Here is a 23,961-nt window from a genome sequence, read left to right on the forward strand (position 1 = left end):
AAAAACCACGGTACTAGCCGTGGTTTTTTATTTTATGATGTGTTTATTTCTAATCTACACTCCAAATATTATTGCTTAGAATACTTACCATGGAGCCATCGAGCCTATATCCACCGAATACCCAGAGTTTGTCGTCGTAAACTAAGCTCTCATGACTTTGTAGGCCTTTGTAGAAGGGTGGTTTTCCGTCATACTTTGACCAATATTTCATATTTGTGGAGTACCAAATATCCCCATAAAAAGTACGTGAACCCGAGGTATCCCAACTTTCTCCTCCCACAACCCAGACCTTTCCATCAAATACAGTGGCCGTATGGTTAATTCGAGCGTCAAAAATAGCGTCGGCCGGTCTCTTTTGATACCAATAGCTTCCGTCCGGACTTGCCCATACTTCATTTGTCAATTCACCTCCGCGGATTAACCCACCATAGACATAGATAAACCCATTAAAAACAGCTGTTTTATAATGACTCCTAACAGGGAAGGCATTGTCTGTTTCCATGCGCCAGTTGCTTCCATCCGAAGTAGACCAAACTTCCTGATTCGTGCGGCCATTCCCGCGAAAAACGTATATTCTATCATTAAATACTACGGAACTGTTTTGATCAATGTCCAGTAGGGGATTCAAATAATTTATGCGGTTCCAATGAATACCATCTTTTGTATTCCAAATATCGCTCAATACCTCCCCGTCATTGTTGATGCCACCGATCAGCCACATTTTATTTTTGAATACGATCAGGGAATGATTCCTGCGTTCATCGAAGAGGTTTGAAGTAACGAGTTTCCAGTCTATACCATTGGGACTTCTCCATACCTCTGAATTCGAGGTCCATGGTGGGGTGTTACCATTATCCCCACCCACTAGCCAAAGGTAGCCATTGAAAAAGGTCATGGCCTGCCCTGCAAATCCCCCCATTTTACTAGTTGAACTTTCAAGATTGAAATTTAATGAGATACTTGGGTACAGTGAGGTTCTTCCGGTGACTGCCTTATTATCAGGTAGATCATTGATCGGTTCAAGAAATAGTTCTTCTTTTTGACAAGACCATATCGTAAATGTCAAAATGGTCAATGTAATTAATTTTGATAGTTTCATAGGTAGTGGATTTTAACTGTTTTTCTTTTATACTTAATGCTGGTTCCAAATGAAGGTTAACACTATCATTCATTTTTTTAATAAGATTTCAAAAAGGAAAAATCCCTTACTTTGAAATTGGCAAGGGATTTGACTTTGTATTATTAGGGCAAGTCAACTTTTAGAAGTTTATGGGTATTTCCTTCCCAAGATTCAGCACTTAACCAAAAATTGGTGCCATCATGGGTAACTCCATCAATGCTATGACCTTTGACCTCATAGGTTTCCAGAGCTTTAAATTCGGGTGTGGTCTGGCATTTGTGTATATAATTTCTTTCTGTGATATAGAGGTAGCCATTTCTATAATCAAGTCCGCCAGGCTGTATATCAAGAGGAATGGTTTCTAAAATTTCACCGGGAGATAAGGATCCATTTGATTTATATTGGTATAATGATTCCGCACTTGAGCTGGAAACCCAAAGTAATCCGGGTTCGATTGAAGCAATACCCCGAATCCAACTTCCAAGATTTTCAGAAGTGTAATACAAACTGTTAGAGGAATAGATATAGGAGTAGAAATTGGAACTACCATTACTGCTCTGGAACAACTGTCTTGTAGGTGCGTCCGATTTTTCAATTTCAACGGCGTACGCAGCACGGGTGGTAGGAATGTTATCGACAATTGAAAAATCATCGGGGTTGATCCGTAAAATATCACCTTCATTTTCATTGAACCCCAAAAGATATTCGCCATCAAAGGTTATATCTACATCCCTTTCCCAAGGTACTACCCCCTCAGCTAGAATGGTCAGGGATTTGACCCATTCAGAAGGGTTTGGTCCATTTTCAATTTTTTGCAGCACTGTAGGTTCGGCTTCTCCCGGAGGAAATATGGTCAATATGTCATTATCCAATATATAATTGTTAATGGAGACTCCATAAGATTCGCCACTCATTGTAATCTGCTCTGAAGTTACCGTTATATTGGTAGTATATGCCCTTTTAAAGCCCATTTGATCCTCGGATAGAATATTTAGGGTGTTGTCCTCATTTATATAAAGTAATTTAGATGCATCAACACCTAATTGTCCCTCGATAACTTCCCATTGTCCAAATACTGCCATCTCTTCAACCTGGGCATTATCCCCGGGATCTCCTTTTGGCCCTTGTTCGCCCTGTGGGCCTTGGGCACCAATGGCTCCGTCCAGGCCATCTTCACCATCTTTGGCGCATGAGGCCCCTAGTACCATTGCCAATACTACGACTATGTTCATTGATTTGTAAAATAAATTTTTCATACTATTTTGTTTTAAAGGTATATTCCTTTATAGTTCAGATTGGGATAGGTTAACACGCCGATTACGTTTTTTTTGAAAAAAGCCAAAATCAAATATTCTAGAAAAGTTATTGTAATACGATTACTACAGAAACCCGACATAACTACAATTGTCATAAAAGAAGTGGGCATAAGGGCATAAAAATGTTAAATTAGCTTAGTGAGTAGTTAACCTTTTTCATCCTGAACCATTAAAGTGCAAGAAGAGCAAATACAAATAACGCTGGAAGAACTCAAGAAAGGTTCCGATAAGGTATTGCGGAAGGTGTATGAGGAAAATCGAGATAAGTTTTTGAATTTTGCCCGCAGATACAATTTATCTGACGAAGAATATATTGATGTCTACCAAGATGCTTATATTATATTCTATGACAACATTATGACCGGAAAGATCGAAAGCTTCACTAGCAGTGTTTCTACCTATCTTTTTAGCATTGGCAAATACTTGATTTTTGACAGGATGAAGAAAAACAAGAAAAAAACGAGTTCTGAATTCAATCTATCCTTGGTAGGCAAAGAAGATGAATTTATTACGGGCATTGAGCTTAATGAACCGGAAATGAGCCATGAACAAAAGTTGTTACAAAAGTATTTTGGAACGCTTGGAAAACAATGTCAAGAACTATTGACCCTTTTTTACTATCGCGGATTTACCATACAGGAGATTATGGAGGCTGAAAATTATAATAGTGAAAATGTGGTTAAAAGTGCCAAGTCGCGCTGCATGAAAACGCTGAAAGAACGTATCCAAGCACAAAAGGATTGATTCATGGATAAGGAAGAATTATTATATAAGTTTTTTTCAAACCAACTCACAAGTGAGGAGGAAAAAACGTTCCAAGAATTGTTGGAGACCGATAAGGAGTTCAAAGCCCAATTCGAATTTGAAAACGATTTAAAGCGTGTTATTAAAAAAAATGAGAAGGAAAATCTAAAGCATAAATTGATTGGTTTTGAAAAGGAGATCAACGCGAAGGACAAAAATAACCCTTCAAAATGGACCTTTAAGAATTGGTCGATTGCGGCTTCCATAGCGTTGTTAGTTGGTTTGGGATGGATTGCCTACAACACTTTTTCTGGACCGGATTACAACAAATTGTATGCGACCAATTTTGAAGCTTACCCTAATACGGTTTACACGATCACTAGAAGTGATGGTGACCAATCCCTAGAAAGGGATGCTTTTGCAGCCTACGAGGCCAGTAATTATGAAAAAGCGGTCACTGCTTTTTTGGAACTAAAAATCGAGGGCAGCTCTACCCATACCGACTTTTACCTGGCACAATCTTATCTGTATTTAGGAAAGGATCAAGAGGCTATCGAAGCATTGAAAAGCACTATTTTAAACGACGCGGAATTTAAAGCCGAAGCCCATTGGTATCTGTCCTTGGCCTATCTTAAAAGTAAGAATAAGGAAAAGGCCATAGCTACCTTAAAGGGCCTTATTGAAAATTTCGATTACAATAAGGAAAGGGCACAGGCGCTTCTCAAAGCATTGGACTAGGTATTTCTTTTTCGGATTTTGAGGTAGAAAAATATACCCACAAGCAGAACAATTACACCAATCAATAGCCAGGACCAATTATAGGTAGATGATAGGGGAGCGGTATTTCCTGAAATCACAAAACCGGACCAATAATACGGATGTGAAAAACTGTTTTGTCGGTTGACGTTTAAAAATTCGACCTGTGCTTTTTGTAAAGCTACATCCTTGGCATCTCCCTTGGAAAGATTTTTATAGAAACCATGCATTAAATCGGTAGTACTGGCATCGTTGATCTTCCACAAAGTACTGGCAATGCTCGCCGCCCCGCTATAAAAGAATCCTCTTGCCAAGCTCATAAAACCTTCGCCCCGTTTAAGATCCCCTATACCACTTTCACACGCACTCAAGGTTACTAAATCGGCATCTACTTTCAGGTTGTACAGGTCGGCAACATAGAGCAGGTTTTCCATTGCGTTTTCGCTCTGTGAAAAGGCCAAATAGGAATATTCCGGAGCCCTGTCGTCAAAAATGGCATGTGTGGCCAAATGAACGATCCCAAAAGAGGATAGATGGGATTTAAAGTTTAAGAGGGACGCCTCTTTATCGATAAAGGAACGGCCGTTGAAAGAAGTCAATATCTGCGCCACTTCTTTTTTATTGTTTGGCAAAGGCAGTAATTTTCCCCGGTCCGCATTGCTCACATTTACGGTACCATCAAAACTTGGGGCAAAGGCCAAAACAGTATGTTGCTTTGGCTGCCGTTGTCGTAATTCCGAAAGCAGTGTGGCCGAATTGACATAGCTGATGGCATGTTTTTCGGCCAAATAGCTAACGTCTTCGGGTGACGTGTTCAAAGCGGCGAAAGGGATATAGTTCAAGAGGCCATCGGTAATGATGATAAGTTTCCTTTGGTCTTCAGATGTTAAGATGGGTTCTAGCAAGCGCGCATATAATTCATAGGTGGCACTGCCCAATGCTGCTACATTTGATTTTGGATTGGAAAGCATTCGATGAATCGATTTGAGCTTATTTTCAAAGGCTGCATCAATCTCTATTTTTTCAATTCGCGATGCATTTTTGTCGACAACTAATGTATAAATGGCTTCATTTCCATAAAAATAGCTGATGAGCAATTCGTCCCTATCTAGCGTTTTTTTAAAATCATCTAAATCGGTCGTATTGCGACCGTATCTTAAACGATAATATTCAGGATACGTTTTGGACATCGATTCCATAAGGTTTCTCTGTTGCTCTGTTAAATCAAAAATTGTACTCCTAAGTGGCTCTTTTTCATTGGACTCGATTAGCAATTCCTTTTTCAATGTGGTAATCTCAGAACGGAGTATGCGTTCTTTCTCCAAAAGCGAATCGGGTACCTGCGCAAATTTGTCAGCTTTAGCGGCCATTAGGGCTTCTAACAACAAGACCGATTTGCTTTTTTCCATAAAAAAAAAGGCTTTTGTAACATGTTCTGCTTTGCCAGTTTTTTTGAATAATGAATAATTGGCCTCAAGGGCTGATTCAAACAAGGGAAAAGTCTTTTCTATCAGGTTGATCTTATCTGAACTATATTGGTAATCGGATTTAAGACTGTCTAATGTGCTAACTGCTAATAATGACACCGTGTTAACCTCATTGTGTTTTTTCATATTGAGCAATGAGTTCGTTTTTAGGGCCATTAACTCCAGATAGGTCGTGCCAAATTTACTTGGTAAGATTTCCAGTCCTTGATCAGCCGCCATAAGTGCGTTTTTAAAATCTTTGGCAAAAACCAGAATATTTCCTCTTTCAAGATATATGTTGGCCAATGTCTCACTGTTCGTTTGTTCAGTGTGCTCAAGATAGGCATCAAAGGCAGAGTCAATTTCGCTCAAGGCACCTTCTATATTATTGCTTTCGTACTCCAACTTAGCACTTGTTCGGTGAAACAATTCTTTAAAGTGTGGGCTTCTATCCAAATGTATTTCCATTAATGCCAAATAGTAGCGTGCACTGTCTTTCTTTGAAAGTACCAAATAGTTATCAGCCAAGTTATTGGCAACATTTATGATTCTGTTCGGGTTGTTGTTTAGCTTTAAGGCATCTGTGAGTGTCATTTTCAAATAGGAGTTGGCCTGCTTATAATCTCCTTGTTCGGTAAGAACTTCTGCCAACAATGCATAGTTGATATTTAAACTGTTGAGATTTTCAGGAGTTACCTTCTTTATCAATGTTATTATTCTAAGGTAGTAGTCCTTTGCCAGGTCGAACTTGTCCTCTAACTGATATATTTTAGCCAAGAAACTTATCGAATTAGAAAGTAGTTCAAAATGATCCGTTGTAAGTGATTCAGGCGAGTAATTTTGATAAGAGTTCTTTATTTCATTGAAATAGGACTTTGCCCTGTTATTGTTTCCTAGTTTAAAATAATAATTACCCTTATCGGCTCGTATTGAATTACGGTATAAAAGTGCATCTTCTAGGTTTTGCAAGAATGAGGATTCTTCCTTTGCAATTTGATCAATTTTTTGAAGATTTTTCCGAATGCCGTTAAGGTCATAAAAATATCCCAGATGCCGGTTTGAAGTGATTAGCATGTCAAGAACGGTCAGGGTATCCTTTTCGTCCAAAGCTAGTTGTTCTATTTTTTTGAAATAGTATTGTCCGGAGTCTTTTTGTACGCCATAATGGGTATAACCTTTTTCCAAGAGCATATTGATCTTGTTTTTATACGCGTTTTGCTGACCTAGCGTGGCAAAAAAAGACAATAATATAGGGATGATAAGTAAGCGCCTCATAATAGTAAGTGCGACTTAGATCTTTAATCATTGAATTAGTATGAAGTTAAATTCAACGATTTTTCTAAGTCGCACTTAAGATAAATAAAATACTTCTCTATCTATTTAACTAAATAGTTTCTTTCTTCTATTCCTTGAGAATTAAAGGCCTGCACTTGAATAGCAGCAACTGAACCTTGTTGACCATTTATCATAAGCTTGCTGAAATTGATTTGGCCTGCACTATCAGGCAGAGTGCTCAAGTCATCAATTGTTCCTCCACCAATTGTGTTACCATTATCATCCAAGAATATAATACGTATTTTTTCAACAGAAACGTCTGTAAGAATATATTCCAATCCCGAGAAATCACAGTTGCGCGGTCTGGGACAGGGAGGGGGTGGTGGTGGAAGTCTAAGACCAACTTGTTCCAATGAAAATACGCCTTGTAGTTCATCATTTAGCATGATACGTTGCTCTTTTGCAGCTTCAAGATCAGTCTGGGTGTTCTGGTCGCCTTGGTTGTTGTTAATGATATCTTCGAGTTCTTGAATTTTTATATCCAAAATTTCAATTTCATCATCGAGATATATACTATAAAGGTCACCTTCATAGACGTAGTTTTTTTCGGTAAAATTAATGTCATGACCGCCATGACCATGGAAGTCTTTTATACATGAAGAAACTAAAAATGTTAAGAGGACTCCAAATAATAATTTTGTTTTCATAATTCAAGTTTTAATGGTTAATATTAATGATTAAGTTTTTAGCTATTGATTATTATATTTTTTAATGTTGAATAATTAAGATAGTGATATGTTCTTCGTTGTGACCTAGGTTTAAGTGATGGCATGGCCATGTCTACATCTTAAAAATGACTGTTTGGTATTCATGGTTTGGTGCTGATTTTTTCTTTTTCAACTTTAATCGTTATAAAATATTTCCCTTTCTTACGGTATTCTGTTTTTTGATTATAAGATACCCCTTTTAAATATATTTTATAGTCTAAATAGGTAGCTGTATCGGTCAAGGGTATTTCGTTTCTGCGGAATAAGTCGCCATGGCTAAGCATAAATGATCTGGCTTTATCGACTTTTAATTCAATGGTGGCGCGTCCTGCCCAAATACAAGTTGCTCTAGGGGGGCATCTTGATTCTTCGATTAAATCGGCGAATTGAAATACCAATATAGTTCCCTTATCATTAAGCGTAGCCAGGCTATCGAAGGGAATACTGACTTCTTCACCGAGCTTAAAACTTTGGTTCTCTTTTTTGCTTGTTGGCACCGAAATAGTAAAAACAACCATGCTTAAAAGAAAGTAACTGAGTTTCATAATTTTCATTTTTTAGCGTGTACTCCCAACTGAAGTATAAGCAATACATTAATTAATAAGGCGTCACCAAAATCTCTACCCTTCTGTTTTTTGCCCTATTTTTCTCGGAATCGTTTTCTACCAATGGTTTTTCTTCCCCATGGCCCCGCTCTTTCCATTTAAAATTCTGGCTTGGCAAAAGTTTCTTTAATTCCGCAGAAACGCTTTTGGCGCGAGCCAGGGACAGTTTTTTATTGCTTTCTGCACTGCCCACATTATCGGTATGACCTTCGACGATGACATTGCCTTTTTTAAGCACGGAAATGCTTTCTACCAATTTTTTCAATGCTTCCATACCTTCAGGCTTTAATTCCGATTTGCCGGTATCAAAAAGTACCTGACTGTCCAGATTCAAGCGTACGGCCGATCCGATAGCTGCAATGGCATCCACGTCTGCCCCGGGGATTCCACTTGAAGTCTCAAGGTCAGTCAACCTAACATAATAGTAAAGTTCATCACGCTCTACAAAATCATGGATATCGACCTCGGCGACCCCTCCTGATATTTTGCCGACAGTGATCCAAGTTTTGCCATCTTTAGAAATGTCAAGATTGGTGGGTTCAATTTGCCCCAGTTCAAATATATAGAGATCTGGGCCGTTCACATCGACCAAGGCATTGTCTTCGAACTTTACCACGAGCCTTCCTTTTAGTCCCATGCTGTGGACATTCATTGCTGAATTCATCCCCGTAGTATAGGCATCGGGTTCGCCTAGACTGAAGGTAGCGGTTTTTTTATTTTCGGGATGATACATATCAATAACCTGATCGGCAAAGGAGAGTTTACCCAGGGGTAAATACACAGCCTTTCCCCTGTTGCCAAAGTAGGTCATGCCTACTTCATCTCCAAAATAAAGGTCTGGATTCATTTTTTCAAAGGATTGCTTTGCGTTGGTAACTTCCTGTTTCTTGGTTGCCCAGCGTTTTTTGATCCTTTCAAATTCATTGCCCTGCATTTGGGCATACTTATACGTGATCTTATTTTCGGCCGCCATTTTTTCGAGGTCGCTACTTTCTATCATCTGTTGCAATTTGTCCAGTTCCGCTGTGTTGTGTAGATTGCTGTTGGCTTTTGTAAAGGCCCGCATCATCTCCATTTCTTCATCGGTCATCTTCCCTTTTGGGGGCAATTCTTTTTTTGGACTGGCTTTCTTTGTAGTTTCCGTCATCTTGTCGATGGTTTCCTGGTCTATATCCAGCACCTGAAAACTATTCTGACCGGTTATGGAATCTACTTTCTTTAGTTTGCCTATGGTGGCCTCTACCCCCGATTCGGCATTGAGTTTTTGAAAAGCGGCGGTAAGGTCGTCCATGTTGCCGCTCAATCTTCTATGGCGTTTTTCCTCTGCTTTGCCTTCCATTTTTTCCCGTTGAATGGCCTCGGCCATCAAGGCCTCCAGCATCTTTACCATACCCGATGAATCGGCGGGCATATTTTCCATTTCCTTTAATTTTTGCAGGTATTCCGCCTTTAGCTCTTCATCGGCACCGACAGATTCCAGGAATGCCTCGGTGGTTTCGCCAAAGGTATTTGGCGCTTGTCTTGGTGTGGTCGTTTCTTCGGTCACCTTGGTAGTTGTATCCGTAACGTCTTTGCCCTGCTCCTTGGGATCGGGTTTGCATGAGGAAAGTAATAAGGCCAGGCAAAATAGTATTCGATATTTCATTATTTGTTCCTTTTATATTTATCCTTCATAAATGAATAATAGATAAAACCGGCATTGCTATACCAATTTTCAAAACCGAGCATGGTCTCGCATCTATCTATTTCAAGGAGGATTTCATAGAGATCGGCTATCATTTCTTCATATTTTTGTTCATAAGTGATATCAAATCTCTGCATTGCCTTAAGAACTTTAATTTTCTCATTCTGCCAAGTCAGACCAACCACCCCATGGATGGATGAAACATCATCACCATATTTTATTTTATAATCTGTATAACGGTCCAAGTTTGCTGTAATTATTCGCAATTGTTCCAGCAGGAATCTTCTTTCGTCTAATTGGGCATAGGCTTTTTTTAAGCACTCACAACCTGCCTTTTTATTGGCATCATTCCTGTCCCTTGGTCCTCTTGAACTTCCCGGGCCTCCAGAACCCGGACCATTCCCATCTCCTGGGTTTCCCGGTCCTCCTGCTTCTCCGGGACCAGGACCCTTGCCCTCTTCAGGGTTTCTTGATCCTCCTGAACCGCCAGTATTACTAGGGTTGTTGTTGGACATGGAAGAGGAGCCGGCTGCGCCTCCATTTCCTGAACTGCTAAAGTCATTGTCTATTTCGTTTGTTGTCGCGTTTTGAGATTGCTCTTTCGGCTCCCCGGGCCTTGAAGATCCTTCAGAAGATCCACCGGTAAATGGGTTTTGTAATGGTGCATTGGCATCAATTTTTCTTGGATCTATTTTTGATGGTGCATTAGGATAATCACCAGCATCTATAAGGGTTCCATTTTTATCGTACAGTGGTTGTTTTATGGATTGTGGTCCTTGCTGTTGCTGCCCTTGCATAACAGGCCGCATTATTGGTAAACCTGTGTTGAGGTCAATTTTTCGTGGCGCATCAGGAAATTCCTCGGGATATTTTAAATGCCCATTACGATCATAAGTCGGATTTGATTGGCTGGAATTAGCACCATTATCTATATAGGGATTTTTGGCATTCCCTTTACCAGAGGTGCTAATATGGGTTGGTGCTTTGGGAAAGTCCCCAGCATTTATTAAATTTCCATTTTGGTCGTAACGAGGTAGCTGTAAGCTTTCCTTTTCGGAGGATGGCATTTCTCCCGGTCCATTATCAGGTTTGTCATTGGAATTATCTCCAGCCGCATCCATAGGTTGGAATTCATCCTGATTTTTTGACCCTTCGTTGGATTCATTTCTAGAATTAGGATTATCATTCCCATTCCGATCATTACCATTACCAGAGGAATTGTTTTCATTTGGATCTCTATTTGTATATGAGCTTAGGCAAGAGGAAGGTAATCTGGGTTGACCAGCAGGATCCATATCGACGTCCGAACCTTTTTCCATTTCATCCAGATAATTTTTCATATCATCCATTCCTTGTTGAAGTGCATTCAATGCACTGGCATAATCATCCATTTTGAAGATTACCTCCATAAATTCATCGCTATTTTTCATTGCATTCACTATGGCTTGTTGAAAACCCGCGGAATTTGATCTTCTGGCATTGCTATAAATCACTGTTTGGCTTAAAAAAAATATGATTAATAGCAGAGTACTTTTGTTGGATTTCTTTTTTATTAAAATAAAGAGCAATAAAATGGCTATTATTGCCAGTAATCCTACTATGTAGTATAGCATATTATGATTTTCCTGACTTCCATTACTTTCAACCAATTCAGCGCCATCACTTGATTTTAATGAGGTATTTGCAATTGAATTTGTGTTATCTACTGCATAAAAGATATCTGATTTTGGCATCAATGCACCACTTGTCCATACAGCTAGATTAAATGGCACATTGACTTCCGAACTGGTGAGTATTATGCCGAATTTTTCAGCGGTATCAAATGAGATTTGATAAATACCATTTGAGGTCTTGCCACTTCTTTTAACATCCTTCCAGTTGTTTTTTACGATGTCTATTTTTATTTCTTGACCTGGATCTTCGGTTATTACCGTCACCATAATTCGCTCAACAACTTTTGATATTTCAGCCTTGAATCTTAGACTATCCGGCTCTGTTTCCCCCTCCATATAGGCAGAAATGACTTTTTCATTTTGGGGATCGGGCGAGAAGATTAAGTTATAGGTGTTTTTCTTTACATCTAACTCAGGAATAATTATTTTGTCATTTTGAGAAAAAGCGCTTGATGAAAACACAAAAACCAGTACCGTGCCAATCCAAAATTTTATGATCTCTTTCATAGTAAATTGATTTATCATATATGTTTTTTCAATAAATAAATTGTAGATCCAATCATTATTTTACCTGGTTTGATTTTTTGCTGTTATGTTCATTGATAAAGAAATGTTAGGATCTGGTTTATTAAGTACCACCACCGGCAAAAGTGCAGGGGTTTTTTCTCAATACAGTCTTTAAAGTTCTATTTCTTGAGCATTTTTTTTAGGTCGTCCGTATCGGAGTAGGGCACCTCCGAAAAGTTAAGATCGGAAACGGTGATCAATAGATCCTGCGGGTTGCCCAATTTGTCTTTTTCAAAGTCGTTCTGTACCGTGAAAACGGCTTTGCCGGCCGCTACCCGTTCATCTTCGTCCAGGGATACGGTGCCTGACATACTGGCTTCGGGATTTCTATCCAATCGGTTGGCCGCTTGGTTGTAGAAGTTGGTGAACAAATTGCCGTCCTTATCGGGGCGTTTTAGCTCTGCCAGGACACGGGTAAGGGTATTGGTGTCCACATCATATTCGAGCTGTACGGCCTCACTGCCTTTTATAAGTTTTTTTTCAAAAGTAATCGTGGCCGTGCGCACCTTGGTTGAGCTATTGCGCGATACCAAGCCGCTTGCTGAGGTATACCCCCAATCTTCCCCGTTGATCCTGCACAAAAAGGTGGTGTTATCGGCGTTTTTGGCCGTTGTCTTTTCCTTGTTTTCCAAGGAGATTTCTGTTGCGCTTTCCGCAGTGTCCTGTGCTTTTTTAGGGGTCTCCCCACAGGAGATTAAAAGGGCTAGGAAGAAGATACTGCCAACGAATTTTTTCATGGGAAATTTTTTAAATGAACGTCGATTATTTTATACTATCTTTTTTTGTTTTGAGCAGCAGTTCTTGGGACATGGCCGTCTGCAGGGAATCCTTACCCTGGGCATCCAACGCTTGGGAATAGCGATGATAGGCATCCCTTAAATCTTGTTTATCGGCCTCGGGCATATCGCTTTTGTTCACCAGATCCATATAGTTGTTCACCTCTCCATTGCCACCTGTTAGCTCCTCGCCAAAAATGTCCCCTAAGGTGCTTGCCTGCAGATCCAAAAAGTTATTGGTGACTGGGGATTCCGGTTTGGGATCGGTCTGTGCCTGAGCGAATGTAAGGCCGCCTAAAAAGATTAATACTAGCAGTGTTTTTAATGTTTTCATAGTTCTCGTTTTAAGATTTTTACGTGTTGTTACCCTTTAATGGAAAGCAATGAAAAAGGTTAACATTAGTTTTGTTCTGCCATCGATTTGGCCATGGCTTCATTCAGTTTTTCATTGAAGATAAGTTTCAGGGAATCTTTTTTTCTAGGATCTAGACTAAGCTCATAAAGTTTATATTGATCCAGAATGGTTTTTTTGATATCGGGCGGAAAATTCGCTTGTTCTACGAGATCAAGATAGCTGTCCACATCTTTCAGTGCCCTCCCTTCTTCGGTATCCACATTCCCTAAAACCTTAGAGAGTATTTTAGCCTGTTCATCCAAAAGGTTCATCTGTTTCATGGTATCTTTATTGGTTATTGCTTCCTCAACTTTGGGTACTTCTGCCTCTTCTGGTTTTTTTGCATTGGTATTTCCACAACCTGTAAGGACAATAGAAAGGACAGAGGCAACTAATATTATTTTTAAAGTGTACATGGTATATTTTTCTTTTGTTTGCATTTCTATGTTATCGCTGTAAAAAGGTTAACATTAACTAACCCTTTTTATAGGGTATGTGAAATCGATCTACACAATATTCCATTTTATTTTCAATACGCGTCTTACTTTACCTTTTACATCCTATAAAAGTTGTGTTCTCTTCCTATAATGCTATGAGCGAAAAAATATTTTCCCGACAATTATGATTAAAATAATAAGCATTTCTTCTAATAACCCTCGTTTCTCATACACTCTGCAAATGAATCTTCCATGCCCATGGCGACCATCTGTTCGCAAATTACCTGCGATTTTTCTTTGCGTAAGTCTTCCAGCTGGGCATTTTTGACATCAATACAACGGGCATTCATACAGCGTTTCTTTTCCCTTTCTACGGTTTGCCTTCGTATATCGATACTTCGTAACCTGGCTTCTAATTCATCCATTTTTGCGAAGGCCGCCGTACCGTAATCGCCACCTATGGTCAGCGGATTGTACCCGGCACCATCAAAGGTGATGCCCATAGGTTTGATTGAGAGCAACTCGGTTTCCATAACATCACCACTACCTTCACCACCGATATTAACCCTGTTATAAACCACCAAACGATTGCATTTTGCCTCGCGGGCATCTTTAAGCACCCCTACCATAAAGCCCATCATAATACAGGAAGTTTTTATGGGCGTGGGGGTGGAGTCAAAATAAATGTTCCATGTGTTTTCAATGCCCGTAGGTCCTTCGATTAACTTTCCTTTGTAGCCTTGGACCATCCCATCCCATTGTACGTGTGTGGGAAGGGGGTCGGCATGCTCGGCCAACGCTTCGGAAGAACTAAAAAACTGCATCATGTTTAAATAGTCGCTACCCCACTTCCCTTCGGCCGTCTGAATGCTTTCCCTTGTAACGGCAACATTCCGGTCTTCCTCGGCATCATATCCATAGACTACCATTTGCCCGTTGGCCAGCCAAATGGCCCCATCAACCCTACCAAATCGATCGGAATACCTAAAATTAGTCTTGAAAAAACCAAAGGGCCCTCCTGGGAATAGCATACTCCCGTCTGCCGAATTAACGTAATACTCCAATTTTAATTGGGTGGGATTACCACGGGAGTATTCCGGACTAAATCCATCCATGTCCGACATCTGAAAGTCTAGCAATGCCTCTATCTTATAATCAAACTTGAAAACCCCGTTTATTTCATCAACCGGATTGGCAGGCATGCTGCTTTCCGCATCCACGGGAGCAAGACATTCGCCACTTGCCGAGGACGTACCGCTGCCACTTCCAACAATGACAGACTGCCCGTCACCATCGTCCTCATCGTCCGGGTCGTCCGTTACATTTCCGTCCCCATCGGTGTCAACCCCATTGTTAGGCACACTATCATAATCCAAGAGATTACTTGATATGACCTCCGCCAGATTGGTATGGTCCCCAGAGGCTTTTACTGCAGCCGATATGGTCAAGATAGCAATTGCACCATCTCCCAATGCCCCAATATTCCATACACCGCTGATTTCATTGTAGTTACCCGCGGCCGTATTGGCACCCTCAAAGTCATATCCCGAGGGCAATCTGTCCATAACCTGTACCCCGGTAGCCATATCGGGACCGTCATTGGTAACAATAATAGTAAAGGTTACCGTTTGTCCTATGTCAACTAAATTGTCATCTACACTAAGATCCAAACTTAAATCCGCCGATTGTGAAATAACCCCAATAGACCAGAGAAGACAACATAAGAAATGTCCAAGTTTCTTCATGATTTCCTATTTTTAGTAATGGCTTCTATATTCTTAGAACTATGGCCATATCAATTAACTAAATCATATCTATCTAATAAATCAATTCATAGGATAAATGGTCGATACCACATAGGTAACCATCCAAGTACCATAAGTCAAATGCCAAAAAATTCATCAAACCCCATTCTCGGGCGAACTTTAAGGGATATGTTTAGCTATTCCGTAAAGCTTGTCAGTACACTTTTCCCAATTAGCGCTCCTTTTTTATTATAGGTTTCAGACTTTACCATACCAAAACCTTCCGAAAGCCAAAGCTTATTGCTATTGGTCATTTTAAAGCCCATTTTGGCCTCACTGTCATAGGTGATCACATAACAATCGAAAGTACCGGCCGGCGTCGTAACGGATTCATTGCCTTGAACTTTCCGATTATAAAAATTCATATTCATTTTCATATTCATTGGAGGCATTTTAACGGTCATCAACACATCGGCATCGGGTAATGACTGGCCCACACTAAGATTATTCGGATATAAAAGGTCTGTACCGCTCATTTCTACCTCCATATCCTCGTATTGCCCCAATATCTCTGGAGACATCATAGAGCTGAAATCAATGGTGACCCCATCATTGGTGCAAGTGACCCCATATTCTGAACTGGTTATCATTTTTCCTTTGTCGTCATGCATTTCGTAGAACATGGTAGCGGTATTTCCACTAACTTCCTTAACAACGTAATCTATTACCGCAGATGCCCTATCTTTTTTGTCATAATTGGTAATTTGAAATTTGGTGCCCTCATCCATCGGAAAGTATTTGCTGCAATCCTGTGAAACGACAGTAGTAGTGATGCAAAATAGGGCAAATACAAGAGTTGTTGTTTTCATAATGTTATAGTTAAAGTGTTATTGATTATCGATTAATTCTTATTGTTTTATAAACTCTACCCTTCTGTTTTGGGCCTTGCCATCAGGGGTGCCGTTATCACCTACCGGTTCCGATTCCCCTTTGCCTTCGGTTGAAAGCCGAACACCGTCAATATTGTACACATTTACCAGGGCATTCTTAACGGCTTCAGCGCGTTCTTTAGACAATCTCATATTAGATTCATCAGACCCATCGGCATCTGTATGCCCTACAATCTTAAGATTCATCCCTGCCTCCTGTTGCAGTACCTGCGATATTTGCAAGATAATCCCCATCGATTGGGGTTGGATATTGGCGGAACCTGAATCAAAGAGGATGCCATTGGTGGAAACCGATCCTTCGGAAATTAGTTTTCTTCGCAAGTCTACCCCTCCTTCTGCGACTTTTAAGTTTTTAATGAACATTCGCTCCTTGCTATCCTTAAAATAAAGCAATTCAAATTTCAGGGTGGTCATCCTCGGGTTTTGCGGAACGAACCTGGGAATATCTATATATTTGTTTTCGTTTACCCATAGCCGGAAGCGCTCTTTGTTTACCGCCACCGAGATATGCGGTTGTGCTAGCACGTCTTGCCGAATATCTCCCTGTATCGTATTACTGATATCGCCTGGCCGATTATGTACCAGGAAACCGACGGGATGGTACTGGCAAAATGGGATATAAGCCCTGGCATAATTCCCCCATTTAAACGACTTGTCATCTGACAGAACCACAGCGAGTCTGGCAGTGGAAGCCGTCTTGGGGTCGAGCCCGGTGGCCATGATATCAAATTCAATCGTGTATTCTTCAGGGAGGGTTGGCACGTCTGGGATGTAAAAGGTAGAATGCCCTGCGATGATTTCAAACCACTTTTCAGTGCTGTTGTTTATGGTAACCACTTCGCCAGAACCATTCGTATTCCATTTGGAGGGGAAATCACCGATAAAATCGTTGGAGAAATCATCAAAGAAAATAATGTTGTCACCCGGCACAAAGTCAAACTTACTATATACCTGTATGCTTTTAGGGCCGCCTGAAACCGTAGGGGTTGCAGTGGGATTGGTTCCTTGACCACTTGTGCCAGTAGGGGATGGTGTCTGTGGTGGGGTAGGTGTGCTTATTTGTGGATCTGTTGGATTCTGCTTGGAGCCTGGTTCTAAAATGCTATCTAATACCTGATCCGTTTTTTTTGAGGTTTCCCTATCTACCCTTCGTTCTACCGTACGTTCTGCAGCTCTTTCTGCCCTTTTACCAAGCTTTTTCAAGAGTTGCCCGTTTGCGTTTAGGGTAAAAGCAAAAATAAAGAGTAGGGACGTAAAAAATCGAATTAAAGTGTTTGAAGTTTTCATGATCAATCTTTCAAGTGTTAATTAAATGATGGAAATTATCTAAATGATATGGCCAAAAGCCGGCATTTGTTTCCAATACTTACTACCATTTTAATGGTTTTACAGAATAAAGGTTAACATATTGCCTTAAATTCAGATCTAACGCATTTGTGTTATTGTATACAATATAATAATGCTAATTACCATTTAGAAATAGAATGATGTATCTGACAGGCAGTTCTGTGTGTATGGTAATTTATTGAGTATATGTGGTAAACCGGCCAATTAATTCAATTGGTACACAATAATCGAATTCTTCTGGTCTTGGGCGACCACTTCAAGCTTTCTATCATTCTCCATATCGGTTAAATCAATGGGAGAAGAACCGAAAACGGGAAAATCGGATATGGGTACGGCCTGACTGTCGAACAAATAGACCTTTTGATTTTGGATATCGGTGACTCCCACATATATCTTATCGTAGATATAAAATATTTTGGGTTTGGAATACACCCCGAAGTCGAGGGTTACCCTTTTTCCCCTTATGCTCAATATATTATCGTTCATATAAACAAATGTATTGCTAGTGGCATCGATACCGTGGTCTTGGTTCAATCGCAGTGCGGTGGTATTCATATTGCCGTTCGTGGCAATTTGGTAGAAGACCCCTTTTTTATCGGTCAATACGAACTTGTTCTTGTATAATAACACATCATTCATCGAGAAATCAATAGTCCCTTTCACCTTTGTTCTTACATTGCCCACTCTATTAAGGATTTTTAAATTCCCATTGTCCAGCATGAAGACCAAATAATCCTTTCCGGAAATCGCCATATGCTTAGGGGCTCTCAAAATTGAACTTTCGGCTTGGGTGTATTTAAAGCCTTTGACAATGGCTCCTTTGTTGTTGTACATATTTACTTTATTCCCTTGGGTTACCACAAAGCGATAATCCTTTCTTTTTTCGTAATCAAAGACAGCCAACCCGTTAAGATTTCCCCCTTCGAACTTTTTAGTAAAGGGCGGTACTTCTTTTCCGTTCCGGTCCAAGATCAAAAATTGATTGTTGGTCGTAAAAGCAAGCTGCAACCTTCGGTTTTTATAAAGATCGACTTGATGTATTTTTCCCTGGACCTGACCTTCCAATTGTTTTTTCCAAAGTACTTTCCCATTAGTTGATATCAAATAGAGGTTGTTGTCCTGGTCTTGTACAACAATCTCTTTTTTATTGGTTCTATGATTGGTGACGAATTGTGGATGGGTGGCCAAATCGGCATCCAATGGTACGGTGAAGAGGGTAGAAACCGTATTTATTTTTGATTTTCTGCCTGTTTGCTGAATGACCACATTGGTGTGAAAAAAACCTTGATCGGCCACGACCTGGGCGGCAAAGGTATTTTTATCGAAGTTGGCCTTTTTGAAATCGGCCATTATCCCATTCGAAAAATCTTCTTCCATGATGTTGCCCAAGCCTTTTGAATCGGAAACAAAAAGTATGGATGATTCTTCTGCGAGTGCATCCATGGCCGAAGCAAAAACATCGGTTTTCACAAAGGTAGATCCGCTCTTATAGCTGTTGATGATCGATTGTACGGACTCTTTTTTTTCGGCAAAAACAAATGCATTTTCTAATATCGTACAGAAATTTGCATTAAAATTATGGAGAAGGGGATTTAAATAAAGATTTAAAAAATGGGGCTGACTTAATGCCATTATCTGATTACCTTGATACTCCGTTTCCGATTTTTTGATACCCGTAAGGTACTCTGAAAGTTTTTCAGCACCATAGGTATTCAGTAGCACGGTTTTCTCCCCATTCCGATAAATAAAACCAACCTCTTCGAGTGTATTCAATAAAGAATCTTTTGGTGCATCTTGGGTTAAATATTCCTGTTGGTTTAAAGCGAATGTTCTGTAGTCATCAAACGTATAGGACAAAATTGCATCGGCGTCCCTAGGGGCGAATGTAGGGGTGGTATTCGCCAAAGGATTGGTGTTCTTGAATAAGTTCAAATAGTTCGTAACGGAATCTTTGGCCAAAGAAATCCCGTTCAAATGTAGATGGTTCTGATTGGCATCAATATCAAGAAGCATCCAATCGGAAAAACTAGATAGTTTCAATCCAGAATTCCCTTTCAACAAGGATTTCGACAAAGATGCGCTTTTGTCGAGATCGATCAATAAAGAGGCATTTTTGGTCGAACTTGCAATTTCATATAGTTTCTCCAGTTCAATAGACGGATGGGTTTGCCCATAATATTTTATAAGATTTTCTAAAATTACTTTTGAAGAAGTCAATATTACCTTGCTATCCAAGAACAGGCTATATACAACCTTTTCATCTACATTATATGTATTGATTTTTTTTCCTTCAACTGAAATCGATTCCTTTCTAACGTTAGGAACGCTGTCTAACGTAAACATGCTGGTAGAATCGATGGTCACAAAGGTGAATTCATGTGCATCCTTACCAACTTCGGAAAAAGCCAAAATCGATTCGGTTTCAGTCGTAATTTTGTCTAAAAGTTTCAGTTCATCCAAAACCGATTTGTAGGCACCAAAAGATTCCAATTGGGTAAGAAAATCATTGCTGTTCAAATCACTTCTAAAACCATTTAGATTATTGATTTTAACAACGATACTGGCGTTTTGGGGAATGAAATCGAGTAGGGAAGAAGCCTTTTTTTGCTGTTGGGAACAGCCAACGATCAATAAAAATAAAAGGCCAATAATAAATCTGGAATTCATTAATAATGATTTGCGGTAAAGTTAGTTTATTAAAGTTTCAGTGTCAACTGTTCTGGCAATTGTCTAAAGCTTTTTCTGTGGTATTTTGTAATTCCGTATTCGCGGATGGCTTCTCTATGTTCTAGGGTAGGGTACCCTTTGTTTTTCTTCCAATTGTACATGGGAAATTCTTCGTGCAATTCGGCCATATAAGCGTCACGATAGGTTTTAGCCAAAACGGATGCGGCCGCAATACTCATATATTTACCATCACCTTTCACTATACATTCAAAAGGCACGTTCTTATATGGTTTAAACCGATTCCCGTCAACGATGATATATTTTAGGTTCCCGATCAGCTGATCAATGGCCTTATGCATGGCCAATATCGAGGCATTTAGGATGTTTATTTTATCGATTTCCTCTGGATAGATATGCGCCACACCAAAACATAAGGCACTTTCCTCGATTATCGGTTTCAAATTATCCCTTTTAGATTCTGAGAGTTGTTTGGAGTCGTTGAGGAGGGGGTTCTTGAAATGTTCGGGTAAGATTAGCGCTGCCGCGGTAACCGGCCCGGCAAGACATCCGCGCCCCGCTTCATCGGTTCCCACCTCATCGAATGAATGGTAAAATCTTTTAAGCATCCTTGGTCGATCTCATGGTAAACAAAGTTAATTTTTTCGGTTTAAATCATGGGTGAATACGTCGTAAAGTATCGCCTTATTGTTATTTGTTGTAAAAACTTTCACATTTTATTCTAAACAAAAAAATTAACTTTGCGCTGTAAGCTATCATATGAAATACGTTTTCTTACTGCTATTTGTATTTTGTTGCCCATTGCTCAATGCACAGGTAGATTCTATTCCGTCCCGGAAAAAAATCGATTCCACCAGATTTAAAATGATGGCCAAAAAGAAATTGCCTTCAGAGGCTGTTCAGGAAATCACCATTAAGGATTATAAGATCATCTCTTTTGAAAGGGATACAACCTACCTCGATACCACCCTAACGATACAAAAAGAATACAAATACAATTATTTAAGAAAGGATGACTTTGAACTAATCCCTTTTGCCAATGTAGGCCAACCCTACAACAAATTGGGGGTTGATTTTGAAAGAAGACAAATGTTTCCCAGATTGGGGGCAAGGGCCAAGCACGACAACTATTTCGAGGTTGAGGATATTGACTATTATAATGTAGCCACTCCAATGTCCGATTTGTTTTTTAAGACCACTTTTGAACAGGGACAACTGTTAGATGCCCTGCTTACCTTAAATACATCAAAACGTTTTAATGTTTCCTTGGCATTCAAAGGGTTTAGATCTCTGGGAAAATATCAATTAAATCAGGCTGAATCCGGTAATTTTAGATCTACCGCAAATTATGTAACCGAAAATGGGCGCTATAGTCTAAGATCCCATATCGCCGCTCAAGATGTGGAAACCGAGGAAAATGGAGGATTGATCAGTAAGGTAGAACAGTTTGAGTCTGGTGACCCCGACTTTACGGATAGGTCCCGTGTAGATACCCGTTTCTCATCATCCGATATGGGAGAGAATAAGATTTTGGGCAAGCGGTATTTTTTAGAGCATCAATATAAGATGCTCAGAACACAGAAAGATTCGAGTATGGTGGAAAAGACGTCTTTGGCGATTGGGCACATCTTTAACTATGAAACCAAGTACTATCAGTTTAAACAGGATGCTTCAAATGAATATTTTGGTGCTACTTTCGATTCTCCCATTAATGACAAGGCACATCTTAAAACGATGTATAATGAGTTTTATGCCGAGTTTTATAATGCCACTTTAGGCAGATTGCAGGGTAATATAAGCCTGTATAATTATAACTATTATTTCAATAGTTTGTTGGTAACTGCCAATGGACAACAGATTCAAAGTCAATTAAAAGGTGATGAAATAAGTCTTGGCGCCAAATATTCCAAACATATTGGCGGATTTCTGGTGAAAGGGGATGCCAAATACAATCTTTCCGGGGATTTAACCAGCAATATTTTAGATGCTTCGGCGAGTTACAGGTTCAATGAGAATAACAACGTAGAGTTTTCATTACACTCATCGGCACGAATGCCAGACTTCAATTTCCTATTATACCAAAGCGACTATGAGAATTATAACTGGCAGAACACTTCTAATTTTGAGAACCAAAAAGTTAATAGCCTACAATTTCAGCTTTTTTCAAAAAAATGGGGTAATCTATCAGCAAAATATAGCAGTATAGATAACTATACCTATTTTAGTGAGGATCCAACACAGGAGTTGGTCGAAAATCAAGAACAGGCAACCATCAGGCCATTTCAGGAAACCAATAGTGTAGGTTATATTAAGGTAAAGTATAATAAGGAGTTTAAATTGGGTGGTTTCGCATTGAACAATACCGTAATGTATCAAAATGTATCCCAAAGCAATGAGGTGCTCAACGTACCGCAATTGGTGACAAGGAATACCCTATACTTTTCCTCTGATGTTTTTAAAAAGGCGATGTATCTACAGACGGGTATTACCTTTAAGTATTTCACTTCTTATACTATGGATGCCTACAATCCGCTGCTAGGGGAGTTCTATAGCCAGAATACCGAAAAACTTGGAGGCTTCCCTATGCTAGACTTCTTTATTAATGCCAGGGTACAACAAACTCGTATCTATTTAAAAGCAGAACATTTCAATTCTTCATTTTCGGGCTATAATTTTTATGCCGCCCCTAACTATCCTTATCGTGACTTTGTAATTCGATTTGGATTGGTCTGGAATTTCTTCTCCTAAGAATCTCCTTTTTAGTTACCTTGGGCTACAAGGGGCCATACTGGATGGCTTGAACTATTCAATACACATTAAGGAGGTTATTTCTTAGACCGTAAATAGCGCCAATTTGGGGGTCTGCCACCAAGGTGGCACCGGGCTTTCACCACTCGCTTTTTATAAGATGAAAAAATAGAAAGGCTATCTTATAAAAGAGCTCAAACAAAAGGTTCAATCCCTGACCCGATTTTTTTTTCACCGTCTGGGTTCTTGCTATTCAGGGGGTTATGAAAACTTTAGCAAAAAGGTTGCAAAAAAATCGATTTAGGTATTGTGTAAAGAAAAAAACCATCTTATATTTGCACCCGCTTTGGGGCCATGGTCTTGGGGTTCGATCGCCGGGGGATTTATCCCGGTAGTCGTTTGAAGTTCATTGGAATATTGTAAAGACAGCGTATTTGGTGCATATTTCGTGCATCATATATATAAGAATTTGAATCGAGAGACGGGGCCGGGAAGGCTATTTCGGTCGTTGGTGGAATATATTTAAGAATCAACGATGAAGAGTTTGATCCTGGCTCAGGATGAACGCTAGCGGCAGGCCTAACACATGCAAGTCGAGGGGCAGCATGGATTGCTTGCAATCCGATGGCGACCGGCGCACGGGTGCGCACCGCGTATGGAACCTGCCTTTTGCAGGGGAATAGCCCAGGGAAACTTGGATTAATGCCCCGTAGTACCATTATGCAGCATTGCATTTTGGTTAAAGCCTTCGGGCGGCAAGAGATGGCCATGCGTCCCATTAGCTTGATGGTAAGGTAACGGCTTACCATGGCTACGATGGGTAGGGGCCCTGAGAGGGGGATCCCCCACACTGGTACTGAGACACGGACCAGACTCCTACGGGAGGCAGCAGTGAGGAATATTGGA

The 23,961-nt window shown here is 40.0% G+C and carries 18 protein-coding genes and 1 rRNA gene; 4 read left to right on the top strand and 15 right to left on the bottom strand.

All coding sequences use genetic code 11. From position 1 onward, the window contains the following. Positions 1–49: 49 nt before the first annotated feature. Together HPE63_RS17845 and HPE63_RS17850 are read right to left on the bottom strand one after the other, a co-directional pair. Complete coding sequence (locus HPE63_RS17845) at positions 50–1,099, bottom strand: Kelch repeat-containing protein (RefSeq protein WP_188315670.1); 1,050 nt, start codon at positions 1,097–1,099, stop codon at positions 50–52. 143 nt (positions 1,100–1,242) lie between these two features. Continuing rightward, entirely contained in the window at positions 1,243–2,376 is a 1,134-nt protein-coding gene (locus HPE63_RS17850) for a collagen-like triple helix repeat-containing protein (protein ID WP_188315671.1), read from the bottom strand. Positions 2,377–2,610: 234 nt separating this feature from the next. Between HPE63_RS17850 and HPE63_RS17855 the strand changes: the two genes are divergently transcribed. Both HPE63_RS17855 and HPE63_RS17860 read left to right on the top strand, forming a co-directional pair. After that, positions 2,611–3,180: an RNA polymerase sigma factor gene (locus HPE63_RS17855; RefSeq protein ID WP_188315672.1), complete on the top strand. Its 570-nt coding sequence runs from the start codon at positions 2,611–2,613 to the stop codon at positions 3,178–3,180. Between the two features lie 3 nt (positions 3,181–3,183). Further along, positions 3,184–3,918 carry a tetratricopeptide repeat protein gene (locus tag HPE63_RS17860; RefSeq protein ID WP_188315673.1) on the top strand — a complete coding sequence of 245 codons (735 nt, stop codon included), beginning with the start codon at positions 3,184–3,186 and terminating at the stop codon, positions 3,916–3,918. Here the strand turns inward: HPE63_RS17860 and HPE63_RS17865 are convergent. The 13 genes from HPE63_RS17865 to HPE63_RS17925 all read right to left on the bottom strand — a co-directional run bounded on the left by HPE63_RS17865 (position 3,915) and on the right by HPE63_RS17925 (position 20,915). Then, a complete protein-coding gene (locus tag HPE63_RS17865; RefSeq protein ID WP_188315674.1) occupies positions 3,915–6,677 on the bottom strand; it encodes a CHAT domain-containing protein in 2,763 nt (920 codons plus the stop codon). The two genes, HPE63_RS17860 and HPE63_RS17865, sit on opposite strands and share 4 nt — an antisense overlap. A gap of 101 nt (positions 6,678–6,778) precedes the next feature. Continuing rightward, positions 6,779–7,384 carry a hypothetical protein gene (locus HPE63_RS17870; RefSeq protein WP_188315675.1) on the bottom strand — a complete coding sequence of 202 codons (606 nt, stop codon included), beginning with the start codon at positions 7,382–7,384 and terminating at the stop codon, positions 6,779–6,781. Positions 7,385–7,545: 161 nt separating this feature from the next. After that, on the bottom strand, positions 7,546–7,989 hold the full coding sequence (locus HPE63_RS17875) for a hypothetical protein (RefSeq protein WP_188315676.1): 444 nt from the start codon (positions 7,987–7,989) through the stop codon (positions 7,546–7,548). A 52-nt stretch (positions 7,990–8,041) separates the two neighbouring features. Then, a complete protein-coding gene (locus tag HPE63_RS17880; protein WP_188315677.1) occupies positions 8,042–9,694 on the bottom strand; it encodes an OmpA family protein in 1,653 nt (550 codons plus the stop codon). After that, positions 9,694–11,913, bottom strand: a complete 2,220-nt coding sequence (locus tag HPE63_RS17885) for a hypothetical protein (protein WP_188315678.1) — start codon at positions 11,911–11,913, stop codon at positions 9,694–9,696. Before HPE63_RS17885 ends, HPE63_RS17880 begins: the two co-directional genes overlap by 1 nt. A 179-nt stretch (positions 11,914–12,092) precedes the next feature. Further along, positions 12,093–12,710, bottom strand: a complete 618-nt coding sequence (locus HPE63_RS17890) for a hypothetical protein (protein WP_188315679.1) — start codon at positions 12,708–12,710, stop codon at positions 12,093–12,095. A 25-nt stretch (positions 12,711–12,735) separates the two neighbouring features. Then, complete coding sequence (locus tag HPE63_RS17895; protein WP_188315680.1) at positions 12,736–13,083, bottom strand: hypothetical protein; 348 nt, start codon at positions 13,081–13,083, stop codon at positions 12,736–12,738. Between the two features lie 65 nt (positions 13,084–13,148). Beyond that, positions 13,149–13,583 carry a hypothetical protein gene (locus HPE63_RS17900; RefSeq protein ID WP_188315681.1) on the bottom strand — a complete coding sequence of 145 codons (435 nt, stop codon included), beginning with the start codon at positions 13,581–13,583 and terminating at the stop codon, positions 13,149–13,151. Between the two features lie 206 nt (positions 13,584–13,789). After that, positions 13,790–15,325, bottom strand: a complete 1,536-nt coding sequence (locus tag HPE63_RS17905) for a DUF11 domain-containing protein (protein WP_188315682.1) — start codon at positions 15,323–15,325, stop codon at positions 13,790–13,792. A gap of 197 nt (positions 15,326–15,522) precedes the next feature. Beyond that, the gene (locus tag HPE63_RS17910; protein WP_188315683.1) at positions 15,523–16,194 is read right to left on the bottom strand and encodes a TapB family protein; all 672 of its coding nucleotides are present in this window, start codon (positions 16,192–16,194) and stop codon (positions 15,523–15,525) included. A 39-nt stretch (positions 16,195–16,233) separates the two neighbouring features. Further along, positions 16,234–17,562, bottom strand: a complete 1,329-nt coding sequence (locus tag HPE63_RS17915; RefSeq protein ID WP_188315684.1) for an OmpA family protein — start codon at positions 17,560–17,562, stop codon at positions 16,234–16,236. Positions 17,563–17,826: 264 nt separating this feature from the next. Continuing rightward, complete coding sequence (locus HPE63_RS17920) at positions 17,827–20,289, bottom strand: ribonuclease HII (RefSeq protein ID WP_188315685.1); 2,463 nt, start codon at positions 20,287–20,289, stop codon at positions 17,827–17,829. Positions 20,290–20,318: 29 nt separating this feature from the next. After that, entirely contained in the window at positions 20,319–20,915 is a 597-nt protein-coding gene (locus tag HPE63_RS17925; protein ID WP_188315686.1) for a ribonuclease HII, read from the bottom strand. 151 nt (positions 20,916–21,066) lie between these two features. Here HPE63_RS17925 and HPE63_RS17930 point away from each other — a divergent pair, with 151 nt between their 5' ends. After that, positions 21,067–23,055 (top strand): putative porin, encoded by a 1,989-nt coding sequence (locus tag HPE63_RS17930; RefSeq protein ID WP_188315687.1) that lies wholly within the window; start codon positions 21,067–21,069, stop codon positions 23,053–23,055. Between the two features lie 532 nt (positions 23,056–23,587). Continuing rightward, positions 23,588–23,961: ribosomal RNA gene (locus HPE63_RS17935) — 16S ribosomal RNA — on the top strand; the annotation flags it as partial.

The sequence above is a fragment of the Maribacter arenosus genome (assembly GCF_014610845.1).
Taxonomy (GTDB): domain Bacteria; phylum Bacteroidota; class Bacteroidia; order Flavobacteriales; family Flavobacteriaceae; genus Maribacter_A; species Maribacter_A arenosus.